This is a genomic window from Bacteroides sp. NGMCC 1.200775, assembly GCF_040798045.1.
Lineage (GTDB): Bacteria > Bacteroidota > Bacteroidia > Bacteroidales > Bacteroidaceae > Bacteroides > Bacteroides hominis.
Map to the genome: position 1 here is coordinate 595,557 of NZ_JASCQK010000001.1, position 17,807 is coordinate 613,363.

A 17,807-nucleotide genomic window follows, 5' to 3' on the forward strand; every position below is an offset into this window, starting at 1 on the left:
GAAAGAAGGGTATAGCCTTAGTTGTAAAAGGGTGTAGCCCTATGGATGAAAGGGTGTAGCCCCAACAGCAAAAGGGTGTAGCCCCAACAGCAAAAGGGTGTAGCCATCCGCGGAGGACAGCTACACCCCTTTTTATTTAGCGTCGATCGTTTTGAACCCTTCAATCGATATATAAAGATATGTATTCAATCTCCTCTCCCCCCCAAAGGACGCTCCCCTTATAAACCGGGGGAGAATGAAGGCAATACACAAACCTGTTGACCGTTTATCATTCAGAGTTCATCGGTCAGCGTTCCTTTCACTCTTCCGGAGCAAACATCGGGTCCCAAGCAGGCAAACGAACAGGTTTCTGCTTCAGAACTTCCAACACTTTGGGAGTTGCGAATTTCTTTTCTACCACCAGGCGGAACATATATTCGTTGAACCACTGATCCGTCATAATCAAGTGTCCCTGATAGCCATTGGCAGCTCCCCAACTGTTTTCCACCATCCATTTCACCGGTTTGCCATCCTTAATGTCTACCGCCATCAGAGTCATGGCATGGCTCGATCCACTGGCAAATGTCTGCACACGCTGTTTCTTATCCATACCGAAAGTGGTACCCATCAACGAAGCATAGTCATAGTTGTTCACATCCAGCAACCCGCGTTCCGAGTTCAAGAATTTACCTACATCACACGAAAAATACATCATCGTACTATCCTTCAGCGAAGCGATGGCCATCTCCTTGATTTCATCGGCCGGCAGGTTAACATACGTCCAGTTGCGTCCGTCATAACGGTGACGGTCAAAGTCGATTTCATAACACTTATAATATTCACGGCTCGGATCGTTCATCAGCATCACGTAATTGTCCAGCAGATTCTTGTCGCCGTATTTTTCGAGGAACGACATCGGTGTGTATTGTGCAGTCTCCACCGGATTTCCTTTTTCATCTTTACGCGTCCAGGTAAACTCCGTAGGCGGAACCCCCAGATTCAGCACCAGCATGCGGTATACGGTGCCCAGCATTTCCGTTTTGCTGTTTTCAAGCGCAGGCAGTTTGTCTCCCTTTGCAACCTGATCACGCAGTTGCAGACCAAATTCACGCAATTTTTCAGCAATCAGCCCAGCCATACGTGATGTATTCTCGCTGCTGTTCGTCTCAGGCATCACCTCTTTGGGCACCAGACCATATTTAGAAACGATGTCGGCTACACCTGTAAACGTACCTCCGTCACTCAGCGGATTACGGAACAGCCACTCCACCATTTTGTCGTCCATCGGCTTCTCACGGGTGTCGATGACACCTTGCAGGAAAAGATTCGCTTTCTCCAGTTGATCCCAGAAGAAGTTGTAATTCTGAGAAAACTCAAACGATCCGAGTCCGTACCGGGCGATGGCTTTGGCGCGCATCACATTCAGGCCAGTGAACAGCCAACAACGACCGGACGATTTCTGGTCTGTAATTCCTTTTGAGTCTACTTTAATAGAAAAATGGGTATCCATTCCCTTCAGGTTGTCCTGATTCAGAGCCAGCTTACGGATATCGTTGTTACCGATCGCGTTACGGATAGCCTTGTCGGTTGTCGTGCCCTGGTAGTTTTGTTTAATCCGGTTCAGCATTTCGGGGCTGATACCTCCCTTGTCCTGCTGTGCATACACACTTAAGAATGCGGCACTCAGAACAAAAACAGATAATATTCGTTTATTCATGTGGTAAAGTAATTTGGTTAATAAAGGAGCCTTCTCCTTTTTCTTTGCAAAAATAGCATCCTTTTCCGGATTTTTTGTCACAGTATTTAGATTTATTATCTATTCGAATGAAAACTAATCCAAATAAAATAGTTTCCTTTGCACCCATATTCGTACAAAGCAATGAAAAAATATATAATAGGTATATTGATGGCGATCATGCCCGCCACATTCACTGTGGCTCAAGAAGAAGGCACTACGCTCAGCACTGACACGACAAATCAAGACAGCATTCCCGCCCTATCCAAGCGCGAACTACGACGTCAGCGGGTGGCCCGCCGTAACCTTCACTACAATATTCTCGGAGGGCCCAGCTACACTCCCGATTTCGGTCTGCTGATTGGCGGCAGCGGGTTGATGACCTTCCGGATGAATCCCAGCGACACCACCCAGCAGCGCTCTGTAGTGCCCGTAGCCATTGCCCTGATGTTCAATGGCGGACTCAACCTGTTCTCCAAGCCGCAACTTTTCTTTAAGGGCGACCGTTTCCGTATTTTCGGACAGTTCAGTTATAAAAACACACAGGAAAACTTTTACGGCATCGGCTACAGCACCAATAAGGATTATGTGCGCAGCGACACCACCAGCCAGTATCGTTACAGCGGATTGCAGATCAACCCCTGGTTCCTGTTCCGCCTGGGCGAAAGCAACTTCTTTGCCGGTCCGCAAGTCGACCTCAATTATGACCACATGTACGATCCGGCCAAATACCTTGTCGACCAACCCTCTTATAAAGCGGCCGGCGGCACAGAGAAAGGCTACAAGAACTTCAGTTCAGGTGTCGGTTTCCTGCTGACTTATGATACACGCGACGTACCCGCCAATGCCTATCGCGGCATGTATCTCGACTTCCGAGGCATGATGTACCAAAAATTCCTGGGAAGCGACAACAACTTCTACCGTTTGGAGATAGACTACCGCCAGTACAAAACGTTGCGCAAACGCGGTGTGCTTGCATGGACCGCCCAAAGTAAAAACGTATTTGGCGACGTTCCACTCAATAAATACGCGCTAAGCGGCACTCCGTTCGACCTTCGGGGATATTATATGGGGCAATACCGCGATAAATCGTCACACGTCGTCATGGCCGAATATCGCCAGATGATCAATACGGACAAGGGCAACTGGGTGAAACGCATGCTCAGCCATGTAGGCTATGTGGCTTGGGCCGGATGCGGATTTATGGGTCCCAATCCGGGAAAAATAGAGGGTGTTCTGCCCAACATGGGCGTGGGTCTCCGCATAGAAGTACAGCCCCGTATGAACGTCCGTCTCGACCTGGGACGCAACATGGTGAACAAACAAAACCTGTTCTATTTCAACATGACCGAGGCATTTTAAATAAATTATATTCAAATTCAATGCTATATTTATAAAAAAAAGGGGTATATTTAGGGCATTAGTTGCAGATTTGTCTTATATTTGCACAGATTTCACAAGCATACAGACAATATATACAAATAAATATACCCGTTTATGAAAAGAATCCTATTCATATTCATTAGTATACCCCTACTCTTATTTGGTGCAGCTTCTCTTGTATATGCGCAGGAAACCAGCGATTACTCTAAACTGACTACGGAAGACTATACTAATATTTCCCTTCCCCCACTCGACCTTCTGTTCGAAAATGCCAAAGGAGGACCGATCTATGAACTGGCCGGTGTAAAAGAGCAGATAGAGCGCAAACTGCTGGCCAAGGAAAGACGCGCGTTCCTGAAGTTCTTCAGTGCCCGGGGTACTTATCAATGGGGAAAAGTAGGTATGGATAATACCTTTACTGATGTATCTACGCCCATCATGTACAACTACAATACATCCAAACAAACCATGTATACGATAGGTGGCGCTATCAACATCCCCTTTGACGAATTATTCGATCTGTCTCCTCGCGTTAAACGCCAGAAGCTGAATGTAAAAGCCGCTGCCTTGGAACGGGAAGTAAAGTTTGAAGAGATGAAGCGGGAAATCATCGAAATGTACGCAACCGCAACCTCTCAACTCAATGTATTAAAACTGCGGGCGGAAGCCTTGGAATTGGCAACTATGCAGTATGATGTAGCCGAGAAGAATTTTGTAAACAACATCATTGACACGGGAAATTTGTCTGTCGAGAAGCAAAGACAATCCGCTGCATTAGAAGCTTTCGAAAAAAGTAAGTTTGAAGTAACCAAAAGCCTGATGATTCTGGAAGTCATCACCCGTACACCTATTTTAAGAAAATAAACAATTATACATTATGGACTATGTATTTTATCTGCTCCGTTCCCTCTATCGCGTGAAATGGTGGATCCTGTTGGGTACGGCCCTTATTACCGCTTTTGTATATTTCCGTATAGGACGGATGCAGGGAGGTTACAATGTGGAATCCACTCTTTATACAGGGGTTGTATCGGGCTATGGCATTGAAGAAGAGACTAAAGTAGACTGGGCGTTGGCTCAAAACTCAATGGACAACCTGGTCAATATCCTACAATCGGAAAGTACCCTGAAGCGTGTCTCCCTACGTCTTTTCTCACGCGTCCTGGTAAAAGGGAGGCCGGATAAAGACAACGAAGGAATCACCGCCTCCAGCTATAATTATACTTACAATCACATGAAGAACAGCAAGGATGGTAAAGCGCTGGTTGCCTTGATTGATCGGAACAGCGAAGACAAGACCATGGAGAACTTCATGAAATATGAACGTCCGGACAAAGAAAATTACATTTACGGATTGTTTTATTTTCAGCATGTATTTTACAGCTTTCAAGCCCTGAAGAAGATCAAAGTAGAACGTAAGGGAAACAGTGATTTAATCAAGACCAGCTATCAGTCCGGTGATCCAGGCATTGCCTATAATACGATTGACATCCTGATGAAGGAATTTGTCAACGAATATCAGGCACTCCGTTACGGAGGCACCGATAAAGTGATTGAATACTTTGAAGCTGAATTGAAACGCATCGGCAAAGAACTTGCCGGACAGGAAGATAATCTGACTCAATATAACGTGGACAACCGGATTATCAATTATTATGACGAGACCAAAGAGATAGCTGCCATCAATAAAGAATTTGAATTGCGCGAACAAGATGTCGAGTTTGCTTACAACAGTTCGAAAGCGATGCTTATGGAACTCGAGAGACAGATGGATGCAAACTCCAAGCTACTGATCCATAACGTGCAGTTAGTGGATAAGCTAAAGCAGACGAGCAATTTAACCGGAAAAATCACTGAGATGGAAACAATTTCATCGCCAAGTGACAGTACCGGAACCAAGCTCCAAGCCTACAAAGACCGCTTAGCGCAGAATCGGAAAGAATTGTCAAGCATTGCCAGCCGATACGTGAACGGACAACATTCCAAAGAAGGAGTTGCCCGAAACACCATCGTGGAACAGTGGCTCGACCAACTACTGCTTTTTGAGAAAGCAAAGGCCGAACTGAAAATCGTACAAAAAAGCCGTAATGACCTGAATGCAAAATACACTCACTTTGCTCCGGTGGGCACCACCATTAAGCGCAAAGAACGCATCATCAACTTTACTGAACAGAGCTACCTGACCAATTTAAAGAGCTATAACGATGCCCTATTGCGCAAAAAGAATCTGGAGATGACAGCCGCCATCCTGAAAGTGCTCAATCCGCCTGCCTATCCGATCAATCAAGAATCTGTAGGACGCCGGAAAATTGTAGCGATGGCATGTGTCGGCACCTTTATCTTTTTAGTGGCAGTATTCCTATTGATAGAACTGATTGACCGCACCCTGCGTGACACGACCCGTACGCGCAAGTTGACAGGCGGCATTGTACTGGGCTCCTATCCTGCTCCCATGAAGCCCGGTCCCGTCAATAAACAATGTGAGGATATGGCCACCCGTTATATGGGCACCGCTATTCAACGTTTCTTTACCGGACGAGCAGAAGGGCTTCCTTTTATTCTCAATCTTCTCAGTACCGAAGAAGGCAGTGGCAAGTCCTATTTGGCAGAGCGCCTTAAGAACTATTGGGAATCGCTTGGCCTGAAAGTACGACTGCTGACCGACGGGATTGACTTCGACTCCGGTTCACCCGGCTTCATATTATCCCAAAGTCTGAAAGACATCTATACGCCTCAGTCCGAAGAAATCGTGATTGTGGAATACCGCAATCTGAAGCAAATAAACATACCGACACCCTTGTTGCAAGAAGCTCAATTGAACTTATTGATTGCTTCGGCTATCCTTGGTTGGAAGGCGACTGACAAGGTATTACTCCAAAAGCTCAGGTTACAGATAGGAAAGCCTCCTTATTTCTACCTCAACCGCGCGCCGAAGTACGAAGTAGAGACTTACACCGGTATGCTTCCGCCATATACCTGGATGCGCAAACAGATGTATCGGATCTCTCAACTCGCACTGACAGAAAGGTCTCTATACCGCCTCCGCAGCAAGAAAACCTCCAAAGACAATCTCCAGGATGACGATGATGACGAATGATGAAGAAATCTATAAAGAACGGGATCCGGATACATCCGAGCCCGTTTTTTATCTTTTGTTTGCCTCTCAGTTGATACTGATGTTGATGGGGATGTTCATGTCTGTCAAAATGGGTCTGGTCACTCTTCCGATAGTTACCGTATTGGGTGTGATTGCTTTAGGCAGATGCAGCAGCCGGAGTACAGACTGGAAACGGGGAAGAAACTTAATGGCAGGACTTATCCTGATATGGGGGCTCTATTGCCTGTTCGAAATAGGCAATCCTAACCACGTGCAGGAAGCCTGGAACATAGCCATCACCCAATACTTTTTCTATCCGTTGCTTTGCGCATTCTTAGTGCCCCTGACCATCCGTAACTATAAAGGGATAGAAGCTCTGCTGCTGATTTGGTCTGTTTTCGTTTTAATAGCCACCCTGAAAGGTTACTGGCAAAAAAATCACGGCTTCAACGAACGGGAACTCTATTTTCTTTACGTATTGGGCGGATATCGCACCCATATCATCTGGTCCGGCATCCGCTATTTTTCCTGCTTTTCCGATGCAGCCAACTATGGAGTCCACGCAGCCATGGCCGCCACCACATTCGGCCTGTCCGCCTTCTTCGTCCGTAAAAAGTGGATGAAGATATACTTCGGTGTCATCACCCTTTGCGCTCTTTATTGCATTGGCATCTCGGGTACCCGGGCAGCCGTAGGCGTACCGTTGGGAGGAATCCTGCTGTATGTTTTAATCTCTAAAAACTGGAAAGGATTTGTGCTTGGAGTCGTTTCACTGTTTGCCGTCTTTTCATTTTTTTACTTCACTAATATCGGAGACAGCAACCAGTATGTCCGCAAAATGCGCTCTGCCTTCCGCCCCAACAAAGATGCGTCCTATCAAGTAAGGGTTGAGAATAAGAACAACATGAAAGCATTGATGGCAGTAAGACCCATCGGTTACGGGCTCGGCCTGTCGAAAGGAGCACGTTTTCAGCCCCGGGAGCTGATGCACTACCCGCCCGATTCGTGGTTGGTGAGCGTATGGGTAGAAACGGGAATCATAGGACTGGTGCTCTATCTGCTTGTTCATGGAGTACTCTTTGCCTGGTGTTCCTGGCTATTGATGTTTAAGGTGATGAACAAGCGCTTGAGAGGCTTGTTGGCCGCCTGGCTTTGTATGGCTGCCGGTTTCTTCGTTGCCGCCTATGTAAATGATGTGATGCAATATCCCAACTCCATTATCGTTTATACCGGTTTCGCCCTTTGCATAGCGGGTCCTTATATCGATCCCGTGATGCAGAAAGAAGAAGAGGAACTGAAAAAGAAGAAAAATAAGACAGAGCAAGAAGAATTTTATTAATAATTAAAATAGAAATGAATACGATTCACCACAGATTACACGGATTCTCACAGATTAATAATTTATTTTACTGAGAGTTAAATTAAAATATCTGTGTTAATCTGTGTAATCTGTGGTGAACTCAAAACCGTTACATAAATGAAACAAACATCTCCTATCATCTCTTTTATCACCATCTGCTACAACGGCTTGAATGACACTTGTGAGCTGATAGAGTCGCTACGCACTACCATACACTCCGTCAGTTACGAAATCATTGTGGTGGACAACGCGTCCCGGCAAGATGAAGCCCGGATGATACAGGAACGATACCCCTTTGTGCGTACCCTCCGCAGCGAGAAGAACCTCGGATTCGCGGGAGGCAACAACCTCGGGATACAGATAGCGCAAGGACAATACCTGTTCCTGATCAACAATGACACTTACCTGACCGAAGACGGGTTGCCCGCCCTGATAGAACGGTTGGAGAGCAACCCCCGCATCGGGGCCGTATCACCCAAGATCCGCTTCGCCTTCCCACCGCAAAACATCCAGTTTGCCGGCTACACCAAGTTGAGCCCCTATACGATGCGCAACAAGGCTTTGGGTATGGGATGTCCGGACGATGCTACTTTCAGCACGCCCCGCCCCAGCGCCTACCTTCATGGAGCCGCACTGATGCTGAAACGGGAGGTCATCTGGAAAGCCGGGCTGATGCCGGAGATTTATTTCCTCTATTATGAAGAACTGGACTGGTGTACCAGCATGACGCGCGCCGGCTATCAGCTTTGGTACGAACCGCGCTGCACCGTTTTCCATAAAGAGAGCCAAAGCACCGGCAGGCAGAGCCCCCTTCGCGCTTTTTACATGATGCGAAACCGAATGCTTTACGCCTGGCGCAACCTGTCGGGAATGGAACGTTGCCTGTCCATCGTTTACCAGATGCTGGTAGTAGCTCCCAAAGACAGCCTGCGCTTCGCCCTGAAAGGACAGCCCAAGTTAGCAGGGGCCGTCTGGCGCGGAGTGAAGGATTTCTGGACGCTGTGCTGAATCGTCCGCATAAATGTTTAAACAATAACCCAATATCAGACTTATGATACTAACCTTGATCGACTGGATTTTATTCATTCCGCTGGCGCTCTGCGTCAGCTATCTGCTGGTATATGCCATCGCTTCCAAATTCTATCGTTCCCCCATCTATCCGGAAGCGGACAAGTTGCACCGCATCGCCGTATTCTTCCCCGCTTACAAGGAAGACAAAGTCATCATCGACTCCGTACGCTCTTTCCTTGAACAGGACTACCCCAAAGAGATGTACGATGTATACGTCATCTCCGACCACATGCAGGACTCCACCAACGAAGCCCTTCGGCAGCTCCCCATCCGCCTACTGACAGCCACCTACGAAGACAGTTCCAAGGCCAAAGCTCTCCTGCTGGCCATCCGTGCCATCCAGGAGGACGGAAAGGCAAGCGGGCTAAGCGACTACCGGCTGGCTTACATGTATGACATCGCCGTGGTAATGGATGCCGACAACGTAACCGTCCCCGGTTTCCTTTCCGAAGTAAACCGTGCCTACTCTGCCGGAGTAAAGTCGATGCAAGCCCACCGCACAGGCAAAAACCTGAATACGGACATCGCCCTGCTGGACGGGGTGAGCGAGGAAATCAACAACGGATTTTTCAGGAAAGGGCACAATGTCCTCGGATTGTCCGCCGGCTTGGCGGGTTCGGGTATGGCTTTCCAGTATTCCTGGTATTACGAGGCTGTGGATCAACTCAAAACGGCGGGCGAAGATAAGGAGCTGGAGCTTCTGCTGATTGAGTACGAAATGCATACCGTCTACTTGGATCACCTGCCCGTCTACGACGAGAAGACGCAAAAGAAAGAGAACATCAAGAATCAGCGCCGGCGCTGGATGGCAGCACAATTCAGCATTCTGCTCAGGGCGTTGCGCTTCGTAAGAGACGTCAAGGAGGATGCGGGATGGTGGCGATGGTGGCCGGAACCGGATTTGACCAATAAAATCGTCCAATGGATGCTCCCCCCGCGCCTGGTGCAACTGACGGCCGTTTTCGGGCTGACACTGCTCGCCACATTAGTGAGCTGGCAGGCGGCACCCAAATGGTGGATATTGTCGGCAGCACAGATGGCAGCCATGTTCATTCCCGTCCCCGCCCGTCTGCTCAACGGCAGACTGCTGAAGGCACTGATGCAAGTACCCTCGCTGGCACTGGGAACCATCGCTAACCTGTTCCGGCTCAAAGGAGCTAACAAGAAATTCATACATACCGAACACGGGTGAGTGATAAATCACCACTCCGTGACACTGAGTTTCACGGAGTTTCAGTTCGCCACAAATTTCACAGATGAACACAAAGAATTTATTTTCTTTTGGATACCCATAAACGAAAGACTGGAACTCTATGAGCTTCTGTGATAAATCATCCTCTGCGAAACTCTGTAAGCCTCTATAGTTAATTATCACTGAGTTTTGCAGTTCCTTCTGTTCCTCGTTCACCGTTCCTTGTTCAAAAACGCTCATCGTTGGTGCAATAGACGCAATCACCGATTTGAGAATCAAGATCCATCTTTTAATCAAAACAGTTTCGGTCAATATGTTCATAAGATTTCATTTTAAAAAGTTGAGAGTATGCCTTCCTTTCGGGGAACGACCGGACAAAGCTAAGCATTGGAAGTAGAGAATACAAAAAAGTGGTGCAGATTGGTGCATTTCGGTGCAAAAGAGCACAGCGCTTTCCCGATGAAACACACCCTCTACCCAGGTTAAACAGAGCCTCTTTTACTCCCTTTTGAACCTTCCATTTCCACCATCCAGAGCCTCCAAAACACCAACACGGAGACCAGCATGCTTTCACACCCGCAATACTCTTTCAATCAGCTGTTTATAAAGACTGCATCGAAACCTGCCAACATGAAAACCTGCACATAAATAAATAATAAACAAAAAAGATATATTAAAATATATCAGCAGAATTTGCGATCGGAGGACGATTTTTCACTATCATCTAATCTCACTGCTCCCGAAACAAATCCAGGGCCCAGCATCATAAATCGCACCAGACTGTCCCGGAACTATTGGCAAGCTTACGAAAAAAAGCGAATTTATCTACCACACAGGCCTCCGAGATGATGGAAATAAGCCGCAGCTTGCTATGCAAACTGGAGCACGGCAAAAACATGTCGACTGAAAAACTGGCAGACATCATCGCTTACTACATTGCTTTCATAGAAGAAAACTCGGAAGTGAAAATCAGTTGCCGGGAGATACTGAACGAAATCATCATGCAGGCCTCACCTTTTTCCTGAAGGAGAAAAAGACTTTATTTAAATCTTTTTGTGTATCTTTGCTCTATTGAACCGTACCTCATACAAACAACATGGAACAACCTAACGGGAACCCCAAGGTGAGTGTCATTATCCCTGTATATAACACCTGCAACTACGTGCAGGAAGCACTTGAAAGCATTTGCCGGCAGACATTGACGGACTTGGAAATAATCGTGATAGACGATGGGTCGACTGACGGAAGCCGGGAAGTTATAGACAAGATAGCTGCCACAGACAGCCGTATCCAGGTATACGGACAAACGAATCAAGGATTGTCTGTCACACGCAACGAAGGCCTCAAATATGCTGTCGGAGAATATATTTATTTCATGGATAGTGATGACCTCTTAGAGCCGGACGCACTTGAGCTTTGCTATAACAAATGTATAGCAGAGGCTCTCGACTTCGTCTTTTTTGATGCGGAAACCTTTAGCGGTGAAGCCAATACAGGCAATAAGCCTTTCGATTATAAAAGAACCTCAGGACTATCTGAAAAAACATATAAAGGCACAGATATATTGAAACAACAATTAGAAACCTACAAGTTTAAGTCATCAGTCTGCCTCAACTTATTCCGACGGGAATTTATCAGCACTGAAAAGCTTTCATTCTATCCCGGAATATTGCATGAAGATCAACTTTTCATGGCACAAGCCTATCTGCATGCTTCACACATAGGATTCATCTGCCGTGCGTTTTTTCACCGCCGTGTCAGAACAGACTCTATCATGACCCGAAAATTTACATGGAAAAACATGGAGGGATACCTTACCGTAACCAACGAACTATTGAATAAAATCCCAACTTATCCCAAAGAATGCCATTACATCATATCCCTCTTTTTGCGACAGATGCTCGATGCTGCCGTATGGCAAGCCCATACATTACCTTTACGACAGCGCCTCAAGCTATGCCTGCTCTGCCTGCGGCATTACAAACGATACGTCAGCACACGGACACTGATGGTGCTGATGCTAAAAAAACAAAAGTTATGAATCCATTTCACCACGGAGGACACTGAGGACACAGAGAATATCTTTCTCTTAATTTTCTTGATAAATAAAAGATTAAAACTCTGTGTCCTCTGTGGTGAACCAAACTCAAAAACACCATAAGAATGACGTCTATCAAACATCAACTTTTCTCCGGAGTATTCTATACCGCCCTTGCCAAATACAGCGGCATAGGGGTGTCACTCGTCGTCGCGGGCGTATTGGCACGCCTGATTTCGCCGGACGACTTCGGCGTGATGGCCATAGCCACGGTGATCATTGCCTTTTTCAACCTATTCACCGACGTAGGCCTGTCACCCGCCATCATCCAGCACAAAGGATTGACCCGGGAGAACCTGTCCGGACTCTTTTCTTTCACCATCTGGACAGGCATCGGCCTGGCACTGCTTTTCGCCGCTGCCTCGTGGCCCATTGCCGCCTACTACGACCGGGAAATACTGCGGACGCTGTGCCAGCTGCTGGCCGTCAACCTGTTTTTCGCCTCTGCCACCATCGTTCCCAACGCACTGTTCTACCGCAACAAAGAATTCAAATTCATCGCCCTGCGAAGCTTCGTCATACAGATCGCCACCGGTGCGGCAGCCGTAGTGGCGGCTCTGTGCGGAGCCGGATTGTATGCGCTGGTCATCGGACCCATCCTGTCGGGCATCCTGATTTTCGTGGTCTCCATACGACGCTATCCGCAGCGCCTGAGGCTTACGTTGGGGCTGGACGTGTTGCGCCGGATATTCTCCTATTCTGCCTACCAGTTCCTGTTCAACATCATCAACTACTTCAGCCGGAACCTCGACAAACTACTGATCGGCAAGTACATGGGAATGTCTCCCCTGGGTTATTATGAAAAATCGTACCGCCTGATGATGCTGCCGTTACAAAACATCACACAGGTGATCACCCCGGTGATGCACCCCATCTTCAGCGAATACCAGAACGACCTTGAACGCCTGGCATCGGGTTACGAACGCATTGTCCGCTTTCTGGCCTTCATCGGACTGCCGCTGAGCGTGCTGCTATACTTCACGGCCGGCGAGGTGACCCTGATCCTGTTCGGCGACCAATGGATGCCCTCCATCCCTATATTCCGGATACTCACGCTGTCGGTAGGCATACAGATCGTCCTCTCCTCCTCCGGATCCATCTTTCAGGCGGCAGGCGATACGAAAAGCCTGTTTGTGTGCGGCCTGTTTTCATCGGTACTCAACGTGGCGGGCATCCTGCTGGGCATTTTCCGGATAGGCACACTCCAAGCCGTAGCCACGTGCATCACACTGACGTTTACCGTCAACTTTGTGCAATGCTACTGGATGATGTACCGGGTGACACTGCACCGCAGCCTGCGACATTTCGCGGTTCAGCTTGTATCACCATTAGCGGTCAGTGTGCTGCTGATAGCCGTACTCTATCCGCTCAGCCTGCTGACAGAAGGAGGCAACATTTTTCTGACCCTGATTGTAAAAAGCATTATATTTTTCTGTATATTTGGGTGCTACATACAGTTGACCGGTGAATATGACATCATCGGCAAGGCAAAAGGCATCCTGAACAAACGTAAAAGCAGGGGGTGAAAGCCCATCTTAAAAACAAAACAAACAATGAAAGCACTGTTTCTTATCTTCCACGGATTCGAAGAGGCAAACGGGATCAGCAAGAAAATCCGTTACCAGATAAAGGCACTCAAAGCGTGTGGCTTGGAAGTAGATACCTGTTGGCTGGATGACGCCCACGACCACAAACGGCGGATGATAAATAACCATGTCCTCCGGGATTATGGCAACGGAATCCGGGGAAAGATTCTGAAACGCACCGAATTAAACAGCATCGTCCATTATGTAAAGACAAACGGAATACAACTGGTTTATGTAAGAAGCGACCACAATACAACTCCTTTTTTGATCTGCATGTTGTGGCGCCTCAAGCGGGCCGGCGTAAAAGTTGTCATGGAAATACCCACCTATCCCTATGACCAGGAATACAAAGGTCTTCCATGGGCATATCGGCGTGTATTAATGGCAGACAAGTGCTTACGTGGATTAATGGCCACGCAAATCGATAAGTTTGTCACTTTCTCAGACCACAAAACCATCTTCGGCCGCCCTACGATACAAATATCCAATGGAATCGATTTTGACTTCATTCCCCTCAAACAGAGCACTGCCACTACCCGCGAACTGCACTTGATAGCCGTAGCCACCATACACCCGTGGCACGGATTCGACCGTGTCATCCGGGGATTGACACACTACCTCCAGCACGAGCATCGGGAAGATGTCAAGCTACACATCGTAGGTCAGGGCGTACCGGCAGTCGTCGACGAATACCACGCCCTGGTGGAGGAAGGGGCAATAGAACAAAACGTTATCTTCCATGGCCCCTTGTTCGGAGAACCTCTGAACCGGGTATTCGACCAATGTCAAATAGGAATAGGCAGCCTGGGGCGCCATCGAAGCGGAATCACAGACCTGCGGTCACTGAAAAATCGCGAGTACGCTGCCAGAGGTATCCCTTTCATCTATTCAGAAACAGATGCGGACTTCGAATCGATGCCCTACATCCTGAAGATACCGGCAGACGAATCTCCGGTAGACATCGGACAAGTGGTCCGGTTCTACCATTCGGCAAAAGAGATCCGACCGGCTGACATACGAGCCTCCATCCGGAATAAACTTTCGTGGGAAGTGCAAATGAAACATGTAATTGAGGAACTATGAAACAACCTATAAAAATAGCCTACTGTATCCCCGGACTCTATGCCGCAAGTGGCATGGAGAGGGTACTTACATTAAAAATAAACTATCTGGTCGACGTTTTGGGCTATGATGTATACGTCATCCTGACTGAGGAAAAAGAACTGCCTCCTTATTATCCTTTATCAGAAAAAGCCCACATCATCCATCTGGACCTCAATTTCGACCGCATGCACACAGTTACTAAGCATTTGTGGCAGCGATTGTGGAAATACAGCCAACTGCAAAGAATCTATAAGAAACGGTTGACTGAGGCATTGATGCAAATCCGTCCGGATATTGCAATATCCGTTTTGCGGCGAGAGATTAATTTCTTAACTTCCATCAAAGACGGCAGCCTGAAAATCGGCGAGTTCCACTTCAGCCGGCATAATTACCGCAGCCTGGAACACCAAAAGTTCCTTCCAAGCTTTGTCCGCCGGAAATTATCAGAATTATGGATCGGGCAACTGATTAATAAACTGCGTAAGCTGGACCGTTTTGTCGTGTTGACCAATGAAGATAAAGAGATGTGGCCGGAACTGAACAATGTCATTTGCATATACAATCCTGCTTCTTTCAAAGTAGAGCATACAGCCGAAGGGACGGCACACCGGGCTATTACCGTCGGACGATACACTTACCAAAAAGGAATCGACTTACTGTTGCCTGCATGGCAGATCGTCAGCCGTAAACATCCGGACTGGGAACTGGAGATATTTGGTGCAGGTGACCGAGCTGCTTATCAAGAACAAGCTCGGAAACTGGATATAGAAAAAACATGCCATCTGAACGGCATTACCAATGACATAGCAACAGAAATGAGCCGAAGTTCTATTTTCATACTTTCATCACGATATGAAGGAATGCCAATGGTAATCGGCGAAGCAATGGCATGCGGGGTGCCACCGGTATCTTTTACATGTCCCTGTGGTCCACGCGACATTATTACAGACGGAAAAGACGGGTTATTGGCCGAAAACGGCAACATCGAATCCCTGGCCGAGAAAATCATCTACCTGATAGAACATAAAGGTCAACGACAGCAGATGGGACAACAGGCACAGCAAAGCATACGAAAATTTCATTTGGATACGATCATGCAACAATGGGATGAACTCTTTAAAAAACTACTATCATGAACATAACGCAGCTTATAACCCGGATATACCATAAATTGAAATATGGCAGTACGGTGGAGTGGTATAACTTTTGGTATATAGTTCTCCGCAGACGGCAAAAGATTATCCCTCAAGTGGCATCAATAGATGAAACGATCCGGAAAATAATACAAGACCGATGCTCCGTCAGCCGCTTTGGTGACGGAGAAATGTTATTGACCAACGCCCACAAAAGAATTGGTTTCCAAGAAGGTAATCCCCAACTGGCCCAGCGGCTCAAAGAGGTGTTGACCAGCGATAATGATAAACATTTAGTATGCATATCCGATGTTTTTCAGCATTTGGAACGCTACAACCGGAAAGCGCGAAGATTCTGGCGCACTCACTTCTTTATCTACGGCCCGTGGTGGGACCGGCTATTAGTTCCCGGACGAACCTATTATAATACATTTGTCACACGTCCTTATATGGATTTTAAATCGAAAAGAGAATGCGGGAAATGGTTCCATGACATGAAAGGCATTTGGGAAGGCAGAGACATCATATTTATCGAAGGCGAAAAAAGCCGTTTAGGGGTGGGCAACGACCTCTTTGACAATGCACAGAGCATCCACCGGATTTTATGCCCGCCCTGTAACGCTTTCAACTCTATAAATCGCATCCGGGCAGAAGCATGCAAACAAAACAAAAACGTGCTCTTCCTGATCGCATTGGGCCCCACAGCTACAGCATTGGCCTACGATTTGTTCAAAGCGGGATACCAAGCTATCGACATCGGGCACGTGGATGTGGAATATGAATGGTGGCGTATGGGTGCGCGACGCAAAGTGAAACTTGAACGCAAATATGTGAACGAAGTTCCTAATGGAAATCTGGTAGCTGACGCGGGAGAAGAATATAACAAACAAATAATCGCAAAAATAAGTTGATAGCATGAGAATCGTCTATTATCTTCCGTCGCTCTATGCCCCAGGTGGACTTGAACGTATCATTACGTTCAAAGCCAATTACTTTGCAGAACATCTGGAAGGTTACGAAATCTATATCCTCACATCAGAGCAAGTGGGACGCCCCATCTATTATGATTTGTCGCCCAAAGTGAGGCACATTGATCTGAACGTACCTTTCGACTGGCCTTTCAATCAATCACGTGTCAGTAAACTTTTAAAGTACCCATATCGCTACAGGCTTTTCAAACAACGCCTCAGTAAAACACTGACAGAACTAAGACCCGACATCACAATTTCAACCCTGAGAAGAGAACTCAATTTTATCTCAGGTATCTGTGATGGAAGTACAAAAATCGGAGAATTCCATGTCACACGCCATTCGTATGGAGTGGGAAGCAAAGAGTATGGTAAATCAATAGTAGGGAAACTCAGAAGATATTGGGAAAAAGCATTTTTAAAGCATCTACAACAACTCTCTAAAGTAATAGTATTAACTCTTGAGGAAAAGGATTTTTGGCCGGAACTTACCAATCTTTGCGTCATACCCAATCCTATCATTACTCCGACTGATCTACAATCGGACTGCACTCAGAAATATGTAATAGCGGCCGGAAGATACGCTCCGCAAAAAGGGTTCGACTTACTAATAAAAAGTTGGTCCATCGTATCTCAAAAACATCCGGACTGGACGTTACGCATCTATGGTGAAGGCATACTGCATGACAAATTGCAACAGCAAATAAATCAAGCAGGCATCGGTCAGACTTGCTTTCTGGAGCCTACCACCCCCAACATAGCTGATAAATATTGCGAAAGTTCAATCTTTGTACTCTCCTCCCGGTTCGAAGGGTTCGGAATGGTCATAACTGAAGCGATGTCGTGCGGAGTCCCACCCGTGGCATTCGCATGCCCCTGCGGGCCCCGTGACATCATAGAGCACGGACTGAACGGACTCTTGGCACAACCGGAAGACATAAACGATTTAGCCACGCAAATAAACGACCTGATAGAGCATGAAGACAAACGAAAAGAAATGGGACGAAATGCCCGCATACGTTCAGAACGCTTCCGAATGGAAACTATCGCGCAGGAGTGGAAAACATTATTTGAAACATTAAAAGTAACAAAAGAGTAAAT

General features: G+C 47.0%; 14 protein-coding genes. 13 read left to right on the forward strand and 1 reads right to left on the reverse strand.

The genetic code is table 11. The features are described 5' to 3' along the window. Nucleotides 1-298: 298 nt before the first annotated feature. A complete protein-coding gene (locus tag QK890_RS02645) occupies nt 299-1,696 on the reverse strand; it encodes a C1 family peptidase (RefSeq protein ID WP_032540651.1) in 1,398 nt (465 codons plus the stop codon). A 162-nt stretch (nt 1,697-1,858) separates the two neighbouring features. On the opposite strand from QK890_RS02645, the gene QK890_RS02650 reads away from it, so the two are divergent. The 13 genes from QK890_RS02650 to QK890_RS02710 all read left to right on the forward strand — a co-directional run bounded on the left by QK890_RS02650 (nt 1,859) and on the right by QK890_RS02710 (nt 17,805). After that, complete coding sequence (locus QK890_RS02650) at nt 1,859-3,076, forward strand: BamA/TamA family outer membrane protein (RefSeq protein WP_032536126.1); 1,218 nt, start codon at nt 1,859-1,861, stop codon at nt 3,074-3,076. Nucleotides 3,077-3,211: 135 nt separating this feature from the next. Then, nucleotides 3,212-3,961, forward strand: a complete 750-nt coding sequence (locus QK890_RS02655) for a TolC family protein (RefSeq protein WP_005820002.1) — start codon at nt 3,212-3,214, stop codon at nt 3,959-3,961. A 13-nt stretch (nt 3,962-3,974) separates the two neighbouring features. After that, on the forward strand, nt 3,975-6,194 hold the full coding sequence (locus tag QK890_RS02660; RefSeq protein WP_032536124.1) for a hypothetical protein: 2,220 nt from the start codon (nt 3,975-3,977) through the stop codon (nt 6,192-6,194). Further along, the gene (locus QK890_RS02665) at nt 6,181-7,533 is read left to right on the forward strand and encodes an O-antigen ligase (RefSeq protein ID WP_175413970.1); all 1,353 of its coding nucleotides are present in this window, start codon (nt 6,181-6,183) and stop codon (nt 7,531-7,533) included. The genes QK890_RS02660 and QK890_RS02665 overlap by 14 nt, the downstream gene beginning before the upstream one ends. Before the next feature lie 138 nt (nt 7,534-7,671). Further along, nucleotides 7,672-8,562 (forward strand): glycosyltransferase family 2 protein, encoded by an 891-nt coding sequence (locus QK890_RS02670; protein WP_032536123.1) that lies wholly within the window; start codon nt 7,672-7,674, stop codon nt 8,560-8,562. A gap of 43 nt (nt 8,563-8,605) precedes the next feature. Beyond that, nucleotides 8,606-9,817 carry a glycosyltransferase family 2 protein gene (locus QK890_RS02675; RefSeq protein ID WP_032540619.1) on the forward strand — a complete coding sequence of 404 codons (1,212 nt, stop codon included), beginning with the start codon at nt 8,606-8,608 and terminating at the stop codon, nt 9,815-9,817. Nucleotides 9,818-10,662: 845 nt separating this feature from the next. Next, nucleotides 10,663-10,842: a hypothetical protein gene (locus QK890_RS02680; RefSeq protein ID WP_032530920.1), complete on the forward strand. Its 180-nt coding sequence runs from the start codon at nt 10,663-10,665 to the stop codon at nt 10,840-10,842. A 71-nt stretch (nt 10,843-10,913) separates the two neighbouring features. Next, the gene (locus QK890_RS02685; protein WP_032540618.1) at nt 10,914-11,858 is read left to right on the forward strand and encodes a glycosyltransferase; all 945 of its coding nucleotides are present in this window, start codon (nt 10,914-10,916) and stop codon (nt 11,856-11,858) included. A gap of 122 nt (nt 11,859-11,980) precedes the next feature. Next, nucleotides 11,981-13,441, forward strand: a complete 1,461-nt coding sequence (locus tag QK890_RS02690; RefSeq protein WP_005776896.1) for a lipopolysaccharide biosynthesis protein — start codon at nt 11,981-11,983, stop codon at nt 13,439-13,441. A gap of 27 nt (nt 13,442-13,468) precedes the next feature. Continuing rightward, the gene (locus QK890_RS02695; protein ID WP_250709835.1) at nt 13,469-14,584 is read left to right on the forward strand and encodes a glycosyltransferase; all 1,116 of its coding nucleotides are present in this window, start codon (nt 13,469-13,471) and stop codon (nt 14,582-14,584) included. Then, the gene (locus tag QK890_RS02700) at nt 14,581-15,741 is read left to right on the forward strand and encodes a glycosyltransferase family 4 protein (protein WP_032540617.1); all 1,161 of its coding nucleotides are present in this window, start codon (nt 14,581-14,583) and stop codon (nt 15,739-15,741) included. The genes QK890_RS02695 and QK890_RS02700 overlap by 4 nt, the downstream gene beginning before the upstream one ends. Then, nucleotides 15,738-16,649, forward strand: coding sequence for an SP_1767 family glycosyltransferase (locus tag QK890_RS02705; protein ID WP_022011783.1), 912 nt, complete (start codon nt 15,738-15,740; stop codon nt 16,647-16,649). Before QK890_RS02700 ends, QK890_RS02705 begins: the two co-directional genes overlap by 4 nt. Before the next feature lie 4 nt (nt 16,650-16,653). Next, nucleotides 16,654-17,805, forward strand: coding sequence for a glycosyltransferase family 4 protein (locus QK890_RS02710; RefSeq protein ID WP_032540616.1), 1,152 nt, complete (start codon nt 16,654-16,656; stop codon nt 17,803-17,805). Nucleotides 17,806-17,807 lie beyond the last annotated feature (2 nt).

Coding starts and splice junctions, on each gene's coding strand:
- QK890_RS02680 (WP_032530920.1), top strand. CDS start 10,663: ATGATGGAAATAAGCCGCAGCTTGCTATGCAAACTGGAGCACGGCAAA.
- QK890_RS02705 (WP_022011783.1), top strand. CDS start 15,738: ATGAACATAACGCAGCTTATAACCCGGATATACCATAAATTGAAATAT.
- QK890_RS02665 (WP_175413970.1), top strand. CDS start 6,181: ATGATGACGAATGATGAAGAAATCTATAAAGAACGGGATCCGGATACA.
- QK890_RS02670 (WP_032536123.1), top strand. CDS start 7,672: ATGAAACAAACATCTCCTATCATCTCTTTTATCACCATCTGCTACAAC.
- QK890_RS02655 (WP_005820002.1), top strand. CDS start 3,212: ATGAAAAGAATCCTATTCATATTCATTAGTATACCCCTACTCTTATTT.
- QK890_RS02690 (WP_005776896.1), top strand. CDS start 11,981: ATGACGTCTATCAAACATCAACTTTTCTCCGGAGTATTCTATACCGCC.
- QK890_RS02685 (WP_032540618.1), top strand. CDS start 10,914: ATGGAACAACCTAACGGGAACCCCAAGGTGAGTGTCATTATCCCTGTA.
- QK890_RS02650 (WP_032536126.1), top strand. CDS start 1,859: ATGAAAAAATATATAATAGGTATATTGATGGCGATCATGCCCGCCACA.
- QK890_RS02710 (WP_032540616.1), top strand. CDS start 16,654: ATGAGAATCGTCTATTATCTTCCGTCGCTCTATGCCCCAGGTGGACTT.
- QK890_RS02675 (WP_032540619.1), top strand. CDS start 8,606: ATGATACTAACCTTGATCGACTGGATTTTATTCATTCCGCTGGCGCTC.
- QK890_RS02695 (WP_250709835.1), top strand. CDS start 13,469: ATGAAAGCACTGTTTCTTATCTTCCACGGATTCGAAGAGGCAAACGGG.
- QK890_RS02645 (WP_032540651.1), bottom strand. CDS start 1,696: ATGAATAAACGAATATTATCTGTTTTTGTTCTGAGTGCCGCATTCTTA.
- QK890_RS02700 (WP_032540617.1), top strand. CDS start 14,581: ATGAAACAACCTATAAAAATAGCCTACTGTATCCCCGGACTCTATGCC.
- QK890_RS02660 (WP_032536124.1), top strand. CDS start 3,975: ATGGACTATGTATTTTATCTGCTCCGTTCCCTCTATCGCGTGAAATGG.